Here is a 19,326-nt window from a genome sequence, read left to right on the forward strand (position 1 = left end):
AAAATTGTTGTTTTTCGGGAGGCGTTTTGTCTGCAATGACGCCATCGCGGGCAAGCCACGCTCCCACAGGATCAGTGTCGATCACAAAATAGTGGTTCGACAACAGACCTGTGGGAGCGTGGCTTGCCCGCGATGGCGGTGGGTCAGGCGACCTGATTCAAATCGTTATGCCGCGTTTCCTTCAGGCACAGCACCGCAATCAAACTCAGCACCGCGGCCCCGGACACATAACCGCCGACGTAGCTCAGACCGCCCATCGCCACCAGTTTCTGGGCGAAGAAGGGCGCTGCGGAGGCGCCCACGATACCGCCCAGGTTGTAGGCCGCCGAGGCACCGGTGTAGCGCACGTGGGTGGGGAACAGCTCCGGCAGCAGCGCGCCCATGGGTGCAAATGTCACGCCCATCAGAAACAGTTCGATGCACAGGAACAGCGCCACACTCCAGGTCGAACCTTGGGTCAGCAGCGGTTCCATGAGGAAGCCGGACAGGATCGCCAGCACGCCACCGATGATCAGCACCGGCTTGCGCCCGTAACGGTCGCTGGCCCAGGCCGACAGCGGGGTGGCGGCAGCCATGAACAGCACCGCGAAGCACAACAGGCCGAGGAAGGTCTCGCGGCTGTAGCCGAGCGTTGCAACGCCGTAGCTCAGGGAAAACACCGTGGAGATGTAAAACAGCGCATAGCACACCACCATCGCGCCGGCCCCCAGCAAGACTGGCACCCAGTATTGGCCGAACAGCTCGAACAGCGGGATCTTCACCCGTTCCTGGCGCGCCATGGCGTTGGCGAATACCGGGGTCTCATGCAGCTTGAGACGCACGTACAGGCCAACCATCACCAGCGCGGCGCTGAGCAGGAACGGAATACGCCAGCCCCACGAGCGGAACTGTTCATCGTCCAGCACCACGGCGAGGGTCAGGAACAGGCCGTTGGCCGCCAGGAAGCCAATGGATGGACCCAACTGCGGGAACATGCCGAACCACGCACGCTTGCCTTTCGGCGCGTTCTCCGTGGCCAGCAATGCCGCGCCACCCCATTCGCCGCCCAGCCCCAGGCCCTGGCCGAAGCGCAGGACGCACAGCAGGATCGGAGCCCAGGCGCCAATGCTGTCGTATCCCGGCAGCACGCCGATCAGCGTGGTGCACACGCCCATCAGCAGCAGCGAGGCGACCAGGGTCGACTTGCGGCCGATACGGTCGCCGAAGTGGCCGAAAAGGGCCGAACCCAAGGGGCGTGCGAGGAAGGCGATGCCGAACGTGAGAAACGCCGACAGCATCTGGGCGGTGCCAGATGTCTGCGGAAAGAACACCGGGCCAATCACCAGCGCTGCGGCGGTGGCATAGACATAGAAATCGTAGAACTCGATGGCGGTACCGATGAAGCTCGCAGTGGCCACGCGGGTAGCGGAGTTCGTCGGTTGTGCAGGTGTGGAGTCGCTGTAAGTCGTGCTGGTCGTCATGCGGTGATCCCTGACAGTCATGTGCCCCAGTGGAGCGAATTATTATGGTCGAGAACCCAGGGATGTGGGTGGGGACGCGGTCGCTGTTTCAGGTAGGAACAGTCGTCGGTTTGTTGCGGATCTTGCTGATGAGCGGGCCGGAAGCTGCGAAGTGCGGGGTAAGCACGGGGCCGGCGAGGCTTGGGTAAGCGGTTCGATTATAGGAAGGTGGCTAACGATTCAACAAGCGCAAAAGATCGCAGCCTGCGGCAGCTCCTACATTGGAATGCGTTCCCCCTGTAGGAGCTGCCGCAGGCTGCGATCTTTCAACAATCTAACGGGCGGGTAAAGCAGCGAGAGCCGGGTTGGTAGGCCAAATCAACACCCGTGTGACACGGTTGTCCTCAGTCGCGAGAATTTCCAGTCGATAGCGGCCGATTTTCAGGCATACAGGGCAGTCCGGGATGGTTTCCAGCGCTTCGGTGACCAAGCCGTTCAGGGTTTTCGGGCCATCGCTGGGCAGGTGCCAGCCGAGGCTCTTGTTCAGTTCGCGGATGGACGCGGCTCCATCGATCACCAGGCGTCCGTCGGCTTGCGGGTGAATGTGCGGGTTGTCCAGGCTGTGCTGGCTTTCGAACTCGCCGACGATTTCTTCGAGAATGTCTTCCAGGGTGACGATGCCCAGCACTTCGCCGTATTCATCGACCACCATGCCCAGGCGTCGCTGCTGTTTGTGGAAGTTGAGCAGTTGCAGCTGCAGTGGGGTGCTTTCCGGCACGAAGTACGGCTCGTGGCTGGCCGCCAGCAAGGCTTCCCTGGTCAGGCTCGCATCGGGCAGCAAGTGCAGGATATGCCGGGTGTTGAGGACGGCTTCGACCTGGTTGATATCACTGTGGAATACCGGCAGGCGCGTGCGCTTGTTGTGGCGCAATTGTTCGATGATTTCTTCGATGGAGTCATCGAGATTGATGCCGTCCACGTCGCTGCGCGGTACCAGGATGTCATTGACGGTGATGTTGTCCAGCGCGTGGATGCCGGGCAGCGGGTGAGGGCGGCTTACGGTTTCGGAGGGTGCATGCCGCTCCGTCAGCGCTTCGTCCTCACTCTGTTGCACCACTTTGGCTTTACGGACGAATGGGCGCGTCAGCAAGCGGCTGATGCTGGTGAGCAGCCATGCCGCGGGATAAATGACTTTCAGCGGCAACCGCAGCAGATTGTTGCCCTGGGCCAGGATCGCATCCGGATAGCGAGCGGCGAGGGTGCGTGGCAAGTAGTCGGAAAACACCAGCAACATGGCGCCCGCCCCGAGGCAGGCGACCCACGGGCCGTTCTCGGCCCAGGTGAAAATGGCCAGCAAGGTGCTGATGACCACCACGAGTGCGCGGCACAGTGTGTTGCAAAAAATCAGGCTGGCCAGGGGGAAGCTGAGTTTCGCCACCGGCTTGTCGCTGGAACGCGTTGCGGTGCGCTGGGCCAGCAAATGCTGGTGCGCGGCTTCGACGGCGGTAAACAGCCCCGACCATAAAACCAGTAGGGTCACTACCGCGAGCATCGGCCCTATGGGCAAGTCGTCCATTAATGCCGCCCGTCAGATATGCAGGATGTATTCACGAACCAGCTTGCTGCCGAAATACGCCAGCATCAGCAGGCAAAAGCCGGCCAGGGTCCAGCGAATGGCTTTGTGTCCGCGCCAGCCGAGGCGATTGCGTCCCCACAGCAGCACGCTGAACACGACCCAGGCCAGGCAGGCCAGCAGGGTTTTGTGCACCAGATGCTGGGCGAACAGGTTCTCGACGAACAGCCAGCCGGAAATCAGCGACAGCGACAACAGCGTCCAGCCGGCCCAGAGAAAACCGAACAACAGGCTTTCCATGGTTTGCAGCGGCGGGAAGTTCTTGATCAGCCCGGAGGGGTGCTTGTGCTTGAGTTGGTGGTCCTGGACCAGCAGCAGCAAGGACTGGAACACCGCGATGGTGAACATGCCATAGGCCAGAATCGAAAGCAGGATATGGGCGAGGATGCCCGGCTCCTCATCGATGACCTGTACCGTGCCGGCGGGGGCAAAGTGCGCCAGCATCACGGTCAAGGCCCCAAGCGGGAACAGCAGGACCAGCAGGTTTTCCACCGGAATCCGCGAGCAGGCCAGCAGGGTCAGTGCGATGACCGCCACCGCAATCAGGCTGGCGGCACTGAAGAAGTCCAGGGCCAGGCCGGTCGGGGTCAGCAGGTGGGTGATCAGGCTGACGCTGTGGGCCAATACGGCGAGCACGCCGAGCATGACCAGCAGGCGTTTGTTGACCTTGGCGCCGGACGCCAGGTGAGTGCCCTGGTAAATGGTCGCAGCGGCATACAAGCAGGCGGCGGCGAGGGTAGTTAGCAAGCTGGGTGACAAAGGGAGCATAAATCCTGTTAGGCAAGCCCGAAAGTCGCTGAGTTTGGCATAGAACCCCTGCCACACGAAAGACTGCGCAACCCGACGGCGAGGTGTCCGCCGGCCACAGTCTTCGCTATAATCCGCGACCTGCCCACGCCGCAGGCTCGCCGAGCACACGTTTAGTCCGGTCCGGGCCGCCATTATCCCGGTCTACACAGGGCCTGAAAGGATCGCGCAATGTTTGAAAACTTAACCGACCGTCTCTCGCAGACGCTGCGCCATGTCACCGGCAAGGCCAAACTGACCGAAGACAACATCAAAGACACCCTGCGTGAAGTGCGCATGGCGTTGCTCGAAGCCGACGTCGCCCTGCCGGTGGTCAAGGACTTCGTCAATTCGGTCAAGGAGCGTGCCGTCGGTACCGAGGTGTCGCGCAGCCTGACACCGGGCCAGGCCTTCGTGAAGATCGTCCAGGCCGAACTCGAAAGCCTGATGGGCGCGGCCAACGAAGACCTGAACCTGAGCGCAGTGCCGCCAGCGGTCATCCTCATGGCCGGTTTGCAGGGCGCTGGTAAAACCACCACCGCCGGCAAGCTTGCGCGCTTCCTTAAAGAGCGCAAGAAGAAGTCGGTCATGGTCGTGTCCGCCGACGTTTACCGTCCGGCGGCGATCAAGCAGCTGGAAACCCTGGCCAACGACATCGGCGTGACCTTCTTTCCGTCGGACCTGAGCCAGAAGCCGGTCGACATCGCCAATGCGGCTATTAAGGAAGCAAAACTCAAATTCATCGACGTGGTCATCGTCGACACCGCCGGTCGCCTGCACATCGATGAAGAGATGATGGGCGAGATCAAGGCGCTTCACGCTGCGATCAACCCGGTCGAAACCCTGTTCGTGGTCGACGCCATGACCGGCCAGGACGCCGCCAACACGGCCAAGGCCTTTGGCGATGCATTGCCGCTGACCGGCGTGATCCTGACCAAGGTCGACGGCGACGCCCGTGGCGGTGCCGCGCTGTCGGTGCGCGCCATCACCGGCAAGCCGATCAAGTTCATCGGTATGGGCGAGAAGAGCGAAGCGCTCGACCCGTTCCACCCTGAGCGTATCGCCTCGCGCATCCTCGGCATGGGCGACGTGCTCAGCCTGATCGAGCAGGCGGAAGCGACCCTCGACAAGGACAAGGCCGACAAGCTTGCTAAAAAGCTGAAGAAGGGCAAGGGCTTCGACCTCGAAGACTTCCGCGATCAGCTGCAACAGATGAAGAACATGGGCGGCCTCGGCGGGCTCATGGACAAGCTGCCGAACATGGGTGGCGTGAACCTGGCGCAAATGGGCAACGCCCAGGGTGCGGCAGAGAAGCAATTCAAGCAGATGGAAGCCATCATCAACTCCATGACCCCGGCCGAGCGCCGCGACCCCGAGATGATCAGTGGTTCGCGCAAGCGCCGGATCGCCATGGGTTCCGGCACCCAGGTGCAGGACATCGGTCGCTTGATCAAGCAGCACAAGCAGATGCAGAAGATGATGAAGAAGTTCTCTGCAAAAGGCGGAATGGCCAAGATGATGCGCGGCATGGGCGGTATGTTGCCCGGCGGCGGCATGCCAAAGATGTAAAGAATCCGCGCCGGCCATCAGGTCGGCGCACCCCCACACGGACGTGGGATACACAGCAAACCCGCACTTGGCGGGAGCTGACCGGCCGTTTTCAACGACGGCTCTATAGCAAATCTGCATGGCGGCCGATAGACCGCCGGAAAAAGTCATTTGCAAAAGTCCGGATATTCCTTAGAATATGCGGCCTTTCGGGCACCCATGCCCGCTGTGCCTTTAGATTTGCAGCACCGACTACAGGAACGATGTTCACATGCTAACAATCCGTCTTGCCCTTGGCGGCTCCAAAAAGCGCCCGTTTTACCACTTGACCGTAACCGACAGCCGCAACCCGCGCGACGGTTCGCACAAGGAACAGGTTGGCTACTTCAACCCTGTTGCCCGTGGTCAGGAAGTTCGTCTGTCCGTGAACCAAGAGCGCGTAGCCTACTGGCTGAGCGTTGGTGCACAACCTTCTGAGCGCGTTGCTCAGTTGTTGAAGGAATCTGCTAAGGCTGCGGCCTGAGCAATATGAACGCGACGCCAGCTGTTGCTGATGATTTGATCGTTATCGGCAAGATTTATTCTGTTCACGGCGTTCGCGGCGAAGTGAAGGTGTACTCCTTTACTGATCCGATTAAGAACCTGCTGGATTACAAAACCTGGACGCTCAAGCGTGACGGCAATGTAAAGCAGGTAGAGCTGGTCAGCGGACGCGGGAATGACAAGTTCCTGGTCGCAAAGCTCAAGGGGCTCGATGATCGCGAAGAAGCTCGTCTTCTGGCCGGTTATGAGATCTGCGTGCCGCGCAACCTGTTCCCTGAACTGACCGACGGCGAGTACTACTGGTACCAGCTGGAAGGTCTCAAGGTCATCGACACCCTCGGACAACTGTTCGGGAAGATCGATCACCTGCTGGAGACCGGCTCGAACGATGTCATGGTGGTCAAGCCTTGCGCTGGCAGCCTGGATGATCGCGAACGCCTGTTGCCCTATACCGAGCAATGTGTGTTGGCTGTCGATCTGGCGGCAGGCGAGATGAAGGTGGATTGGGACGCGGATTTCTAAGCGTGGCTAACTTGCGCGTAGAAGTGATCAGTCTGTTTCCCGAGATGTTCTCTGCCATCAGCGAGTTCGGCATCACCAGTCGTGCGGTGAAACAGGGGCTCTTGCAGCTCACCTGTTGGAATCCGCGAGACTACACGACGGATCGACATCACACTGTGGACGATCGCCCGTTTGGCGGTGGTCCGGGCATGGTGATGAAGATCAAGCCCCTGGAAGATGCTCTGGTTCAGGCCAAGGCAGCAGCCGGGGAGGCGGCGAAGGTAATTTACCTGTCGCCCCAAGGCCGCCAGCTGACTCAGTCGGCGGTACGCGAGTTGGCGAATCTGGATGCATTGATCCTGATTGCCGGCCGCTATGAAGGCATTGACGAGCGTTTTATTGATGCTCATGTCGATGAAGAGTGGTCGATTGGTGACTATGTACTGTCTGGCGGCGAGCTGCCGGCGATGGTCCTGATCGATGCGGTTACACGACTGCTGCCTGGAGCTTTAGGGCATGCGGACTCCGCCGAGGAAGATTCCTTTACGGATGGTTTGCTGGATTGCCCGCACTACACCCGACCGGAGGTGTATGCGGATCAGCGTGTTCCCGACGTATTGCTAAGTGGCAATCACGCGCACATCCGGCGTTGGCGTTTACAGCAGTCCCTTGGTCGGACCTTTGAACGACGCGCCGATCTTCTGGAAAGCCGCTCGCTTTCTGGAGAAGAGAAGAAGCTGCTCGAGGAATACATCCGCGAGCGGGACGATAGTTAACAACGTATCGATGGTAGATCCGACGATTTACCTTAGGAGCACAGCATGACTAACAAAATCATCCTTGCACTCGAAGCAGAGCAGATGACCAAAGAGATCCCTACCTTTGCCCCGGGCGACACCATTGTCGTTCAGGTGAAAGTGAAGGAAGGCGACCGTTCGCGTCTGCAAGCGTTCGAAGGTGTTGTTATCGCCAAGCGTAACCGCGGCGTAAACAGTGCATTCACCGTTCGTAAAATCTCCAACGGTGTTGGCGTAGAGCGTACTTTCCAGACCTACTCCCCGCAAATCGACAGCATGGCTGTCAAGCGTCGCGGTGACGTACGTAAAGCCAAGCTGTACTACCTGCGCGACCTGTCGGGTAAAGCAGCTCGCATCAAGGAAAAACTGGCTTAAGTCCAGCTTCCGATGCAAAAAAAGCAGCCTGCGGGCTGCTTTTTTGTTGCCTGCGATTTATCTTCGTTAACCGTGTTGCCGGTCTTGCCTGAGCCTTTATGCCCGCCATTGATCATCCCCTGATAGACCAGTTCCTTGACGCCCTCTGGCTGGAGAAAGGACTTTCCGACAACACCCGCGATGCCTATCGCAGTGACCTGGCTCTGTTCAATGGCTGGCTGCAGGAAAAAGGCCTGGAGCCGATCAACGCCGGACGCGAATTGATCCTCGACCACCTGGCCTGGCGCCTGGAGCAAAACTATAAGCCCCGTTCCACAGCACGATTTCTCTCGGGTGTGCGTGGCTTCTATCGCTATCTGCTGCGGGAAAAGCTGATCGTCGTCGATCCGACCCTGCGCATAGATATGCCGCAACTGGGTAGGCCATTGCCCAAATCCTTGTCGGAAGCAGACGTGGACGCGCTGTTGGCTGCACCGGACCTCAGCGAAGCCATCGGCCAGCGTGACCGGGCGATGCTCGAAGTGCTTTATGCCTGTGGTCTGCGGGTGACGGAGCTGATCAGCCTGACCCTGGAGCAGGTCAACCTGCGCCAGGGGGTGCTGCGCGTGATGGGCAAGGGCAGCAAGGAGCGGTTGGTGCCGATGGGCGAGGAGGCGATTGTCTGGGTCGAGCGCTATATGCGCGATGCCCGCAGCGAACTGCTTGGCGGGCGTCCCAGCGATGTGTTGTTCCCGAGTCAGCGTGGCGAGCAGATGACCCGCCAGACCTTCTGGCACCGGATCAAGCACCAGGCCAAGGTCGCCGGGATTGGCAAGTCGCTGTCGCCGCACACGCTGCGGCACGCTTTTGCCACACACTTGCTCAACCACGGCGCCGATTTACGGGTGGTGCAGATGCTCCTTGGCCACAGCGATCTGTCGACCACCCAGATTTACACACACGTCGCCCGCGCCCGCTTGCAAGACCTTCACGCCAAGCATCATCCCCGAGGCTGAACACAGTCCTGTGTAGGAGCTGCCGAAGGCTGCGATCTTTTGATCTTGAAAAAACAAATCAAAAGATCGCAGCCTTCGGCAGCTCCTACAGGGAGCCTTATACGTCGAGGTCAAAATGTCTTGCGTCAGGCGCATTCGGTCATGCGAATCTTATGTGATAGGCTTGGCCGGTTTGCACGATGGGCGGTTATGACCCGGTGTTTCGGCACGGGCGTTCTGATCGTCCCATATGTTCGCCTTCAGGAGTTCTCATGCGTCTGACCCAGATTTTCGCCGCCGCAGCCATTGCGTTGGTCAGCACCTTTGCCGTCGCCGATGACGCGGCCGACAAAGCCATTCGTAAAAGCCTGGAGAACCTCCAGCTCGAAGTGCCGGTAGAGACCATCACCGCCAGCCCGATGCCCGGCCTGTACGAAGTCAAGCTCAAGGGCAGCCGTGTGCTGTACGCCAGCGCCGACGGCCAGTACGTGGTGCAGGGCTACCTGTTCGATCTCAAGGACGGCAAGCCGGTCAACCTGACCGAGAAGACCGAGCGCCTGGGCATCTCCAAGCTGATCAACGATATTCCGGTTGCAGAAACCGTGGTGTACCCGGCCATTGGCGAAACCAAGTCGCACATCACCGTATTCACCGATACCACCTGCCCGTACTGCCACAAGCTCCACGCCGAAGTGCCGGAGTTGAACAAGCGCGGCATCGAAGTGCGTTACGTCGCGTTCCCGCGCCAGGGCCTGGGCTCGCCGGGTGACGAGCAACTGCAAGCCGTGTGGTGCTCGAAAGACAAGAAAGCGGCCATGGACAAAATGGTCGACGGCAAGGAAATCAAGGCCGCCAAGTGCGATAACCCGGTTTCCAAGCAGTTCGCTCTCGGCCAGTCGATTGGCGTGAACGGTACACCGGCCATCGTTTTGGCCGACGGGCAGGTCATTCCGGGCTACCAGCCTGCGCCACAAGTCGCCAAACTGGCGCTGGGCGCGAAGTAAATTCGCATCGTCACGGGCAGCCATTGACGATCATGGTCCGGCAGCGACATCGCCGGGCCATTAATAGAGAGCCGCGAGCATGCGGCTGTTTTCACGGCCGGCCTTGAGTCGGCCGTTTTATGGGGAGTTCACAGTGAAACCGGTCAAAGTAGGCATCTGTGGGTTAGGGACCGTCGGTGGCGGTACCTTCAACGTACTTCAGCGCAACGCCGAGGAAATTGCTCGTCGTGCCGGGCGTGGGATCGAAGTGGCACAAATTGCCATTCGCACGCCAAAGCCTCAGTTCCAAACGACCGGTATTGCGATTACCAACGATGTCTTCGAAGTGGCCACGAACCCTGAGATCGACATCGTTATAGAGCTGATGGGCGGCTACACCGTTGCCCGCGAGCTGGTACTCAAGGCCATCGAGAATGGCAAGCATGTGGTCACCGCGAACAAGGCGCTTATTGCTGTTCACGGTAATGAAATTTTCGCCAAGGCACGCGAGAAAGGCGTGATCGTTGCGTTCGAAGCGGCGGTGGCCGGTGGCATTCCGGTGATCAAGGCGATCCGCGAAGGCCTGTCCGCCAACCGTATCAACTGGGTGGCCGGCATCATCAACGGCACCGGCAACTTCATCCTGACGGAAATGCGCGAGAAGGGTCGCACCTTCGAGGACGTATTGGCCGAAGCCCAGGCTCTGGGTTACGCCGAAGCCGATCCGACCTTCGACGTTGAGGGGATCGACGCTGCTCACAAGCTGACGATCCTGGCCTCCATCGCGTTCGGCATCCCGCTGCAATTCGACAAGGCCTACACCGAAGGCATCACCAAGCTGACCACCGCTGACGTGAACTACGCCGAAGCGCTGGGTTACCGCATCAAGCACCTGGGCGTGGCGCGCAGCACCGCGGCCGGTATCGAGCTGCGCGTGCACCCGACGCTGATCCCGGCCGATCGCCTGATCGCCAACGTCAACGGCGTGATGAACGCGGTGATGGTCAATGGCGATGCTGCCGGTTCGACCCTGTTCTACGGTGCTGGCGCCGGCATGGAGCCGACCGCTTCGTCGGTGATCGCCGACCTGGTGGACGTGGTTCGCGCCATGACGTCCGATCCGGAGAATCGCGTGCCGCACCTGGCGTTCCAGCCTGATTCGCTGTCGGCTCACCCGATCCTGCCGATCGAAGCCTGTGAAAGCGCCTATTACCTGCGTATTCAGGCCAAGGACCATCCGGGCGTATTGGCTCAGGTCGCGAGCATCCTCTCGGAACGCGGCATCAACATCGAGTCGATCATGCAGAAGGAAGCCGAGGAGCACGACGGCCTGGTGCCGATGATCCTGCTGACCCACCGCGTGCTGGAACAGCACATCAACGATGCCATTCAGGCACTGGAGGCTCTCCAGGGTGTGGTTGGACCGGTAGTCCGGATTCGCGTCGAACATTTGAATTAACACAGCGGCAAGCTGCACGCTTCAAGCTGCAAGTAAAAGCAGAGCCGCTTTTCACTTGTCGCTTACAGCTTGCAGCTTGCAGCCCAAACCGAAGGTTTGCCCCTATGCGCTACATCAGTACCCGCGGCCAGGCACCGGCCCTGAATTTCGAAGACGTCCTGCTGGCAGGCCTTGCCACCGACGGCGGTCTGTACGTCCCGGAAAACCTGCCACGTTTCACCCAGGAGGAAATCGCGTCCTGGGCAGGCCTGCCGTATCACGAGCTGGCCTTCCGCGTCATGCGTCCGTTTGTCACCGGCAGCATTCCAGACGCTGATTTCAAGAAAATCCTTGAAGAAACCTACGGCGTGTTCGCCCACAGCGCCGTCGCGCCGCTGCGTCAACTGAACGGCAACGAATGGGTGCTGGAGCTGTTCCACGGCCCGACCCTGGCGTTCAAGGACTTCGCCCTGCAACTGCTTGGTCGCCTGCTCGACTACGTGCTGGAAAAGCGCGGCGAGCGCGTGGTGATCGTCGGCGCCACCTCCGGTGACACCGGTTCGGCCGCCATCGAAGGCTGCAAGCACTGCGAAAACGTCGACATTTTCATCCTGCACCCGCACAACCGCGTGTCCGAGGTGCAACGTCGGCAGATGACCACCATCTTCGGTGAGAACATCCACAACATCGCCATCGAAGGCAACTTCGATGACTGCCAGGAAATGGTCAAGGCCAGCTTCGCCGACCAGGGTTTCCTCAAGGGCACCCGTCTGGTCGCCGTGAACTCGATCAACTGGGCGCGGATCATGGCCCAGATCGTTTACTACTTCCACGCGGCCCTGCAGCTGGGCGGCCCGGCACGCTCGGTGGCGTTCTCGGTGCCGACCGGCAACTTTGGCGACATCTTCGCCGGTTACCTGGCGCGCAACATGGGCCTGCCGATCAACCAGTTGATCGTCGCCACCAACCGCAACGACATCCTGCACCGCTTCATGAGCGGCAACCAGTACGTCAAGGAAACCCTGCACGCGACGCTGTCGCCGTCCATGGACATCATGGTGTCGTCGAACTTCGAACGCCTGCTGTTCGACCTGCATGGCCGCAACGGCGCGGCAATCGCCGGCCTGATGGATTCGTTCAAGCAGGGCGGCGGTTTCAGCGTCGAGCAAGAGCGCTGGACCGAAGCCCGCAAGTTGTTCGACTCGCTGGCCGTGGATGACGCGCAAACCTGCGAAACCATCGCCGAAGTCTACGAGCAGACCGGTGAAGTGCTCGATCCGCACACTGCCATCGGGGTGAAAGCTGCACGCGAGTGCCGTCGTAGCCTGGACATTCCAATGGTGATCCTGGGCACCGCCCACCCGGTAAAATTCCCGGACGCCGTGGAAAAAGCCGGTGTAGGAAAAGCTCTCGAACTGCCTGTACATCTTTCTGATTTGTTTGAGCGAGACGAACGTTGCACCGTATTGCCAAATGACCTGAAGGCCGTGCAGGCCTTTGTCAGCCAGCATGGCAACCGTGGCAAGGCGCTGTAACCGGTCAGCGCTGTTACATTTTGAAGCCCGTCTCCTGACGGGCTTTTTCATTTCTGCATGCACACTTGTCGTGTTCTCGCCGCGAAAGGACTGGCGAGTGGATCACCAAGGACGTGGGAATGCCGTTTACAAGTGTGTTCAAGCCAGTCGCGCGCTGGCTGATTTTATTCGGCATCGTGGGCGTCGCCGAATGGGGAGGGGCAAGTCCTGAAGCGATTCAGGAGCGTGGGGAGACCGTTGCACGTTCAGCGGTCGTGCTGGATGACCAGGAGCTGCAGTGGATAGCCAGCCATCCACGGGTCGTGGTCACGGCACTGGAATACCCGTTGTATCACTTCAAGGATGAGCAGGGTCAATGGACGGGTCTGAACAGTGACCTGCTCAAGCGCATCAGTGACATGACGGGGTTGCAGTTCGTTTACGAAGAGTCCTTTTCCGTTGATCAGATGCTGGCTCGTCTGGAAAGCGGCGCGGCGGATTTGAGTACCACGCTGTCAATGAATGATGAACGCCATGCGTTTCTCGATTTCAGCCATGCGTACGGTGGTGCGGGATGGGTCTTTGTCGGATTGGCCGGGGCACCGCCGGTGCAGTCGCTGGAGGAACTGTCGAAGCGGGTACTGGTGCTGCCGACCCGGCATGCATTGGAAGCGATGATCCGTCGCGATTTTCCGTCCATCGAATTGCGTTCGGTCAAGACCTACGCCGAAGCCCGTGCCTGGGTTGAAAGTGGTGAAGCCTACGCCACCATCGAGAGCGAAATCGGCGCCCAGCTTTTTCCGTCGGGCCGGCTGCAGATCGGAGCTGCGGTGCCGTACAAATGGGATGCGGATTATCTGGCGGTGCGCAAGGGGCAGCCGCAGTTGCTGAGCATCCTCAACAAGGCGCTCGAGGCCTTTCCTGCTCAGGAGATGCGCGACCTTCGCCGCAAGTGGTTCGGTGGCGCTACCACGGCACAGGGGCCTGGCCTATGGCAGCGGCTTGACCAGTGGGTCTGCTGGGGCATGTTTGTGCTCAGCCTGTTCGGCCTGTTGTCCCTGCTCTGGAACCGGCGGTTGGCGGTGGTCGTCAGGCAGCGGGTCGAGGCCCAAAGGAACCTGCGCGATCAGCTCGCATTCCAGCATGCCCTGATGGATGCCATGCCTGACCCGATGTTTGTCCGCGACCTGCAAGGGTGTTTGATCATGTGCAACAAAAGTTATGAGGACGCCTTGTCGACACGTTTTGACCAGATGCAGGGGCGGCAGTTGATCGAGGTCGATGTCATGCCCAGACAAACCGCGGAACTGCTGCATGCCGAGTTCATGGCGCAGTTGAGTACGCGCAGGACGCGCTTCTTCGAACGTCAATTGCTATTCAAGGAGGGTGTCCGGGATATCTACCAGTGGACCGTGCCGTTTTATACGGCGGATGGCCAGATGAAAGGCTTGTTGGGAGGCTGGGCCGACATCGCCCGGCGCACCCGACAAACGTGACGGCCAGGTTTTTTCTCTGTCATGTTCGCCGTGCATGCTCTCTTGACTGTACGGCAGGTTCGCCTGCGGTCAGTCTCCAGAACTTTCTTCTCGGGCAAGTGGTCATCTGTTACAGGCATGCCCCTGGCACGTTGTTTTCGGACTAATGAGTGGTGATCGGGATGGAAAGTATCAGTCTGTTGCTCGGTGAGGCGCTGAGCCCGTATCAGGTCACATTGACCCCGTCAGGCATTCGTGGCGAATGTCGGGTGACCCTGAAAAATGCTATCGGCGCGACCGTGGTCGAGCGCGAGTTCAATCAGGCCCAGTTGAATGACAAGCGCCTGCTGACGGATGTGGTCGACGGTTTGCATCGCGACGTGCTGATCGCTGAAGGACGCCTTGAGCCTTGTGTCATCGCGGCATTGCGTAATGCTGCCAGGGACAAGCTTCTGGCCAGCCGCAATTGAACGGATTTTTGTGGGAACCTTCCCGCGCCCGGGTCAGTCAGACTTTGTAACAGCAGGATCAAGCATTGTGCTCCGGTGCTTGTAGCTTGCTGCTACTGGTCTCCAAACAGACCACGTTTAACCCCGAGTCGTTTCCCCACTTCTCGGGGTTTCTTTTTGCCCGGGATTGATCATGGCTGCGCCAGATTGTCGAAAAACGCCTTGGTGTCTTTCAGGTATTCACTGCGGCTTCGCGGATCCAGCCAGGCGGCATAAGCCTCGTCCAGGCGCTCGCGGGGCAGGGTGCGCAGCACCTGATTGATTTCGGCAATGGCCTGTCGGCCCTTTGGTGTGTCGGTGCAACCGATGTAGCCGGACAGGTATTTGCCCGTGCCACGGATTGGATAGAACTGCAATTCATCCTCGGCGATTCCTTGCAGCGAAGCCTGGTAGCGGATTTCCGGGCGATAGCCCAACAGCAGGCGCAAACGCCCAAGGCGCTGCATTTGCAGGAGGCTGCCCAGGGCGTCGTTGCCGTAATGAGGCGTCAGCACGTCGGCGGGTGCTTGCTTGAGCAGCCCGTCGAGGTATTCGCCGTAATTGCGCTCGGCGATGATCCCCAGTTTTTCGTTGCCGCTGGCGAGCAATTTTGCGAGGTCCACTTCACCATCCTTGATAAAGGGGGCCAGTACCTCCTGGTCAACGCGCCTCACGGCCAGGCCATTGCTCATGGCACGAAAGACCGGGATGGAAAAGGCGATCCACTGTTCCCGTTCCTTGCTCCAGTTCAGCGCCGCGTCACAGACGAGGGACGGTTCGTGAAGCATCTGCAGTCCACGCGCGCGATTGACCCTCATCACGCTGTGCTGGTATTGCGGCATGCCGGCAATCAACAGGGGAAGCAGTTGATCGATGACGCCCTGGTCCTTTTTCGGCCCGTCGAAGATCGTCAGCGGCGGCAGGTCGCGTTTGAGCCAGATCAGGGTTTCCCTGGTTTGCGCCAAGGCTGACGGGACCGGTTCAATGAGCAGGAGCAGGGTCGTCAGCACGCAAAGCAAGCAGCCAGCGCGCGACGGGCAGTACCGAATGACCCATGCAGGCAGGCGCCTCAGTTCAGATGGCTCCGTCTTTGCGCAACTGTGCGATCTGTGTCGCGTCATAGCCAAGTTCCTGGAGTACCTGTGCGTTGTGCTCACCCAGTTGTGGCCCGACCCATTCACATTCACCGGGTGTCTCTGAGAGTTTCGGCACGATTCCCGGCATCTTGAAGTCTTTACCGTCCGGCAGTTTGGCCTGCAGGAACATTTCACGCGCCAGGTACTGAGGGTCATTGAACATGTCTTCGGCGCTGAAGATCCGGCTGGCCGGCACGTCGGCCTGATTGAGCAACGACAGCACCCTGTCCAGCGGCAGCGAATTGACCCAGCGATCGATGACGCCATAGATCTCGTCGCGCCGCGCATCGCGGCCATCGTTGCTGGCAAGCAGAGGGTCGTTGGCGAGGTCTTCCCGGCCAATGATCAACATGAAGCGTTTGAAAATGGCGTCGCCATTGGCCCCGATCTGCACGTGCTTGCCATCGGCACTGGTGTGGATCGAGGACGGGGTGATGCCCGGCATGATATTGCCCGTGCGTTCGCGAATGAAGCCGAACACGTCGAATTCCGGGACCATGCTTTCCATCATGGCGAAGATGGCTTCGTACAGCGCCACGTCTACCACTTGCCCCTGGCCGCCGTTGACCTCGCGATGACGCAGGGCCATCAACGCGCCGATCACGCCCCAGAGCGCGGCAATCGAGTCACCGATGGAAATGCCGGTGCGCACCGGTGGCCGGTCTTCGAAGCCGGTGATGTAGCGCAGGCCGCCCATGGACTCGCCGACCGCGCCAAAGCCGGGCTGATCTTTCATCGGGCCGGTCTGGCCGAAACCCGACAGCCGCACCATGACCAGTTTCGGGTTCAGAGCGTGCAGGACGTCCCAGCCCAGGCCGAGTTTTTCCAGGACGCCGGGACGAAAGTTCTCGATCAGAATGTCGGCTTCACCCAGCAACTGTTTCAGGATCGCCTGACCTTCGGGGTGTTTGAGATTGAGGGTCAGGGACTTTTTGTTGCGCGCCTGGACGAACCACCACAAGGAAGTGCCTTCATACAATTTGCGCCATTTACGCAACGGGTCACCGCCGTCCGGGGATTCGATCTTGATCACATCGGCACCGAATTCAGCACAAATGCGCGAGGCAAACGGGCCGGCAATCAAGGTACCCAATTCGATGACTTTCAGACCGGAAAGCGGTTTGGCGGTGAACGGCATGCGGGATCCTGCTGGACAAGGGATGGGCGAATACAGCGTTTTAACATAGCCGACTGTCAGGCGCTTCAGGTTGATCACCTTCAATTCGTGGATTGCCCGTCGCATCGGTTAGACTTGCCGCCTTTCCTCGTATCAAGAAGCCCGTTCATGGCCCAGCCGTCCACGACCTACAAGTTTGAACTGAACCTCACCGACCTCGACCGTAGCGTCTATGAGAGCGTGAAGCAGACCATCGCCCGTCATCCTTCGGAAACCGAGGAGCGCATGACCGTGCGCCTGCTGGCCTACGCCCTCTGGTACAACGAACAGCTGTCGTTCGGCCGTGGTCTGTCGGAAGTGGATGAACCGGCCTTGTGGGAAAAAAGCCTGGATGACCGCGTCCTGCACTGGATCGAAGTCGGCCAGCCGGATGCCGAGCGCCTGACCTGGTGCTCGCGCCGCACCGAACGGACCAGCCTGCTGGCCTACGGCAGCCTGCGCGTGTGGGAAGGCAAAGTGGTGCCCGCGGTAAAAAACCTGAAAAACGTCAATATCGCTGCCGTGCCTCAGGAAGTCCTGGAGACCCTGGCCAAAGACATGCCACGCGTCATCAAGTGGGACGTGATGATCAGCGAAGGCACGATCTTCGTCACCGACGACCGTGGTCAGCACGAAGTCCAGTTGCAGTGGCTGGCCGGTGAGCGCGGCTGATTTTTCGCCGCTTCAGCGCGTCACCCGGTTTTATCCTACGTATTGAAGAGAAGCATCTTTCACCCCATGCGCATCGAACCTCGCCTGCTGCCCGACACCCTGCCATTCCTCGGTGATATTCCGCCGCTGTTGACCCGCCTGTACGCGGCTCGTGGCGTGCAGTCCGAGGCGGAACTGGACAAGAGCCTGGCGCGGTTGATTCCGTTCCAGCAACTCAAGGGCATCGATGCCGCCGTGGATCTGCTGGTGACTGCGCTTGAACAGCGCCAGCGCATCCTGATCGTCGGCGACTTCGATGCCGACGGCGCGACGGCCAGCACTGTCGGCACGCTGGGCCTGCGTTTGCTGGGTGCGGCACATGTCGATTACCTGGTGCCCAACCGATTCGACTACGGCTACGGCCTGACACCGGAAATCGTCGCGGTGGCGCTCGAGCGTCAGCCGCATTTGCTGATCACCGTCGACAACGGCATCTCCAGCGTCGAAGGCGTGGCAGCGGCGAAAAAGGCCGGGCTCAAGGTGCTGGTTACCGATCACCACTTACCTGGCGACGAACTGCCGTTGGCCGATGCCATCGTCAATCCGAACCAGCCAGGTTGCGCGTTCCCGAGCAAGGCCCTGGCCGGTGTCGGGGTGATTTTCTATGTGCTGATGGCCCTGCGTGCGCGTTTGCGCGAGCTCGGCTGGTACACCAGCAAGCCGCAGCCGAATATCGGCGAACTGCTCGATCTGGTGGCCTTGGGCAGCGTGGCCGACGTGGTGCCGCTGGATGCCAACAACCGGATTCTGGTGCATCAGGGCCTCGAGCGGATTCGCGCCGGACGTGCCCGGCCGGGGATCAAGGCGATCCTCGAGGTGGCCAAGCGTGACCATGCGCGCATCACCTCCACCGACCTGGGTTTCATCGTCGGTCCACGCCTGAACGCCGCAGGGCGCCTGGATGACATGAGCCTGGGCATCGAATGCCTGCTGACCGAGGACGCAGCTTTGGCCCGTGAGATGGCGGCTCAACTGGACGGCATGAATCAGGATCGCAAATCCATCGAGCAGGGCATGCAGCGCGAAGCGCTGGCCCAGCTCAAGGATCTGCCGGTGGAGTCGATGCCGTTCGGCTTGTGCCTGTTCGATCCCGAGTGGCATCAGGGCGTCATCGGTATCCTCGCATCACGGATGAAAGAGCGTTATTTCCGCCCGACCATCGCCTTTGCCGATGCCGGTGACGGCCTGCTCAAGGGGTCCGGGCGTTCGGTCCAGGGCTTTCATATCCGCGACGCCCTGAGCGTGGTGGCGGCGCAGCATCCGAATCTGATCACCAAGTATGGTGGCCACGCAATGGCAGCCGGCCTGACGCTGCCGGAAGCGAATTTCCCCTTGTTCGCCGAGGCCTTTGACGCTGAAGTGCGCCGGCAACTGCGCGAAGAAGACCTGACTGGGCGCTTGTTGTCGGACGGTACCCTGGCAGTGGAGGAGTTTCACCTGGAACTGGCCCGCGCCCTGCGGCATGCCGGCCCTTGGGGGCAGCACTTCCCGGAACCGTTGTTTCATGGGGTGTTCCAGTTGGTCGAGCAGCGCGTGGTGGGCGAGCGGCACCTCAAAGTGGTGCTCAAAAGTGAATGTGGTTCGGTGAAGCTCGACGGCATTGCCTTCGGGATCGACCGCGACATCTGGCCGAATCCGACCATCAAGTGGGTGGAACTGGCCTACAAGCTCGACCTCAACGAGTTTCGTGGCAACGAGACGGTTCAACTGATGATTGCCCACATCGAACCGCGTTGAACCCAAACCTGTAGGAGCGAGCTCGCTCGCGATGGTCGTGAACGATGGCGCTGGGAACCTGATACCCCGCGGTGTCCTGTCGTCCATCGCGA

Annotated in this window: 18 protein-coding genes; 13 read left to right on the forward strand and 5 right to left on the reverse strand. The window is 60.1% G+C overall.

Annotation, left to right across the window (positions count from 1 at the left end; genetic code table 11):
- Positions 1 to 143: 143 nt before the first annotated feature.
- From AC3WJW_RS15590 to AC3WJW_RS15600, 3 genes are all read right to left on the reverse strand, one after another.
- Positions 144 to 1,460, reverse strand: coding sequence for an MFS transporter (locus AC3WJW_RS15590; protein ID WP_493726612.1), 1,317 nt, complete (start codon positions 1,458 to 1,460; stop codon positions 144 to 146).
- Between the two features lie 313 nt (positions 1,461 to 1,773).
- Positions 1,774 to 3,015, reverse strand: a complete 1,242-nt coding sequence (locus tag AC3WJW_RS15595; protein ID WP_493726613.1) for a transporter associated domain-containing protein — start codon at positions 3,013 to 3,015, stop codon at positions 1,774 to 1,776.
- A 12-nt stretch (positions 3,016 to 3,027) separates the two neighbouring features.
- Positions 3,028 to 3,840: a cytochrome C assembly family protein gene (locus tag AC3WJW_RS15600; RefSeq protein WP_493726614.1), complete on the reverse strand. Its 813-nt coding sequence runs from the start codon at positions 3,838 to 3,840 to the stop codon at positions 3,028 to 3,030.
- Positions 3,841 to 4,050: 210 nt separating this feature from the next.
- Here AC3WJW_RS15600 and ffh point away from each other — a divergent pair, with 210 nt between their 5' ends.
- The 11 genes from ffh to AC3WJW_RS15655 all read left to right on the forward strand — a co-directional run bounded on the left by ffh (position 4,051) and on the right by AC3WJW_RS15655 (position 14,476).
- A complete protein-coding gene (gene ffh / locus AC3WJW_RS15605) occupies positions 4,051 to 5,427 on the forward strand; it encodes a signal recognition particle protein (protein WP_102698468.1) in 1,377 nt (458 codons plus the stop codon).
- A gap of 250 nt (positions 5,428 to 5,677) precedes the next feature.
- Positions 5,678 to 5,929, forward strand: coding sequence for a 30S ribosomal protein S16 (gene rpsP, locus AC3WJW_RS15610; RefSeq protein ID WP_007972721.1), 252 nt, complete (start codon positions 5,678 to 5,680; stop codon positions 5,927 to 5,929).
- A 5-nt stretch (positions 5,930 to 5,934) separates the two neighbouring features.
- The gene (gene rimM / locus AC3WJW_RS15615; RefSeq protein WP_007972729.1) at positions 5,935 to 6,471 is read left to right on the forward strand and encodes a ribosome maturation factor RimM; all 537 of its coding nucleotides are present in this window, start codon (positions 5,935 to 5,937) and stop codon (positions 6,469 to 6,471) included.
- Between the two features lie 2 nt (positions 6,472 to 6,473).
- Entirely contained in the window at positions 6,474 to 7,226 is a 753-nt protein-coding gene (gene trmD / locus AC3WJW_RS15620) for a tRNA (guanosine(37)-N1)-methyltransferase TrmD (RefSeq protein WP_493726615.1), read from the forward strand.
- A gap of 45 nt (positions 7,227 to 7,271) precedes the next feature.
- Positions 7,272 to 7,622, forward strand: coding sequence for a 50S ribosomal protein L19 (rplS, locus tag AC3WJW_RS15625; RefSeq protein ID WP_003175895.1), 351 nt, complete (start codon positions 7,272 to 7,274; stop codon positions 7,620 to 7,622).
- Between the two features lie 98 nt (positions 7,623 to 7,720).
- Positions 7,721 to 8,617 (forward strand): site-specific tyrosine recombinase XerD, encoded by an 897-nt coding sequence (gene xerD / locus AC3WJW_RS15630; RefSeq protein WP_102698467.1) that lies wholly within the window; start codon positions 7,721 to 7,723, stop codon positions 8,615 to 8,617.
- A gap of 251 nt (positions 8,618 to 8,868) precedes the next feature.
- A complete protein-coding gene (gene dsbC / locus AC3WJW_RS15635; RefSeq protein WP_102698466.1) occupies positions 8,869 to 9,600 on the forward strand; it encodes a bifunctional protein-disulfide isomerase/oxidoreductase DsbC in 732 nt (243 codons plus the stop codon).
- 133 nt (positions 9,601 to 9,733) lie between these two features.
- A complete protein-coding gene (locus AC3WJW_RS15640) occupies positions 9,734 to 11,038 on the forward strand; it encodes a homoserine dehydrogenase (protein ID WP_085724141.1) in 1,305 nt (434 codons plus the stop codon).
- A 104-nt stretch (positions 11,039 to 11,142) separates the two neighbouring features.
- On the forward strand, positions 11,143 to 12,552 hold the full coding sequence (gene thrC, locus AC3WJW_RS15645) for a threonine synthase (RefSeq protein WP_493726616.1): 1,410 nt from the start codon (positions 11,143 to 11,145) through the stop codon (positions 12,550 to 12,552).
- Positions 12,553 to 12,671: 119 nt separating this feature from the next.
- Positions 12,672 to 14,027: a transporter substrate-binding domain-containing protein gene (locus tag AC3WJW_RS15650; protein WP_493726617.1), complete on the forward strand. Its 1,356-nt coding sequence runs from the start codon at positions 12,672 to 12,674 to the stop codon at positions 14,025 to 14,027.
- A 161-nt stretch (positions 14,028 to 14,188) separates the two neighbouring features.
- Entirely contained in the window at positions 14,189 to 14,476 is a 288-nt protein-coding gene (locus AC3WJW_RS15655) for a DUF3509 domain-containing protein (protein WP_007971293.1), read from the forward strand.
- A 170-nt stretch (positions 14,477 to 14,646) separates the two neighbouring features.
- Here the strand turns inward: AC3WJW_RS15655 and AC3WJW_RS15660 are convergent, their stop codons facing one another.
- Positions 14,647 to 15,615, reverse strand: a complete 969-nt coding sequence (locus AC3WJW_RS15660) for a TIGR02285 family protein (protein ID WP_493726618.1) — start codon at positions 15,613 to 15,615, stop codon at positions 14,647 to 14,649.
- Positions 15,569 to 16,768, reverse strand: coding sequence for a CaiB/BaiF CoA transferase family protein (locus AC3WJW_RS15665; protein WP_493726619.1), 1,200 nt, complete (start codon positions 16,766 to 16,768; stop codon positions 15,569 to 15,571). Before AC3WJW_RS15665 ends, AC3WJW_RS15660 begins: the two co-directional genes overlap by 47 nt.
- Positions 16,769 to 16,915: 147 nt before the next feature.
- On the opposite strand from AC3WJW_RS15665, the gene AC3WJW_RS15670 reads away from it, so the two are divergent.
- On the forward strand, positions 16,916 to 17,458 hold the full coding sequence (locus tag AC3WJW_RS15670; protein ID WP_007971297.1) for a YaeQ family protein: 543 nt from the start codon (positions 16,916 to 16,918) through the stop codon (positions 17,456 to 17,458).
- A 66-nt stretch (positions 17,459 to 17,524) separates the two neighbouring features.
- Positions 17,525 to 19,234, forward strand: coding sequence for a single-stranded-DNA-specific exonuclease RecJ (gene recJ / locus AC3WJW_RS15675; RefSeq protein ID WP_102698462.1), 1,710 nt, complete (start codon positions 17,525 to 17,527; stop codon positions 19,232 to 19,234).
- Positions 19,235 to 19,326: the final 92 nt, after the last annotated feature.

Source organism: Pseudomonas sp. GW821-FHT07G06 (assembly GCF_058986625.1).

Coding starts and splice junctions, on each gene's coding strand:
- AC3WJW_RS15590 (WP_493726612.1), bottom strand. CDS start 1,460: ATGACGACCAGCACGACTTACAGCGACTCCACACCTGCACAACCGACG.
- AC3WJW_RS15595 (WP_493726613.1), bottom strand. CDS start 3,015: ATGGACGACTTGCCCATAGGGCCGATGCTCGCGGTAGTGACCCTACTG.
- AC3WJW_RS15600 (WP_493726614.1), bottom strand. CDS start 3,840: ATGCTCCCTTTGTCACCCAGCTTGCTAACTACCCTCGCCGCCGCCTGC.
- ffh (WP_102698468.1), top strand. CDS start 4,051: ATGTTTGAAAACTTAACCGACCGTCTCTCGCAGACGCTGCGCCATGTC.
- rpsP (WP_007972721.1), top strand. CDS start 5,678: ATGCTAACAATCCGTCTTGCCCTTGGCGGCTCCAAAAAGCGCCCGTTT.
- rimM (WP_007972729.1), top strand. CDS start 5,935: ATGAACGCGACGCCAGCTGTTGCTGATGATTTGATCGTTATCGGCAAG.
- rplS (WP_003175895.1), top strand. CDS start 7,272: ATGACTAACAAAATCATCCTTGCACTCGAAGCAGAGCAGATGACCAAA.
- xerD (WP_102698467.1), top strand. CDS start 7,721: ATGCCCGCCATTGATCATCCCCTGATAGACCAGTTCCTTGACGCCCTC.
- dsbC (WP_102698466.1), top strand. CDS start 8,869: ATGCGTCTGACCCAGATTTTCGCCGCCGCAGCCATTGCGTTGGTCAGC.
- thrC (WP_493726616.1), top strand. CDS start 11,143: ATGCGCTACATCAGTACCCGCGGCCAGGCACCGGCCCTGAATTTCGAA.
- AC3WJW_RS15650 (WP_493726617.1), top strand. CDS start 12,672: ATGCCGTTTACAAGTGTGTTCAAGCCAGTCGCGCGCTGGCTGATTTTA.
- AC3WJW_RS15655 (WP_007971293.1), top strand. CDS start 14,189: ATGGAAAGTATCAGTCTGTTGCTCGGTGAGGCGCTGAGCCCGTATCAG.
- AC3WJW_RS15660 (WP_493726618.1), bottom strand. CDS start 15,615: ATGACGCGACACAGATCGCACAGTTGCGCAAAGACGGAGCCATCTGAA.
- AC3WJW_RS15665 (WP_493726619.1), bottom strand. CDS start 16,768: ATGCCGTTCACCGCCAAACCGCTTTCCGGTCTGAAAGTCATCGAATTG.
- AC3WJW_RS15670 (WP_007971297.1), top strand. CDS start 16,916: ATGGCCCAGCCGTCCACGACCTACAAGTTTGAACTGAACCTCACCGAC.
- recJ (WP_102698462.1), top strand. CDS start 17,525: ATGCGCATCGAACCTCGCCTGCTGCCCGACACCCTGCCATTCCTCGGT.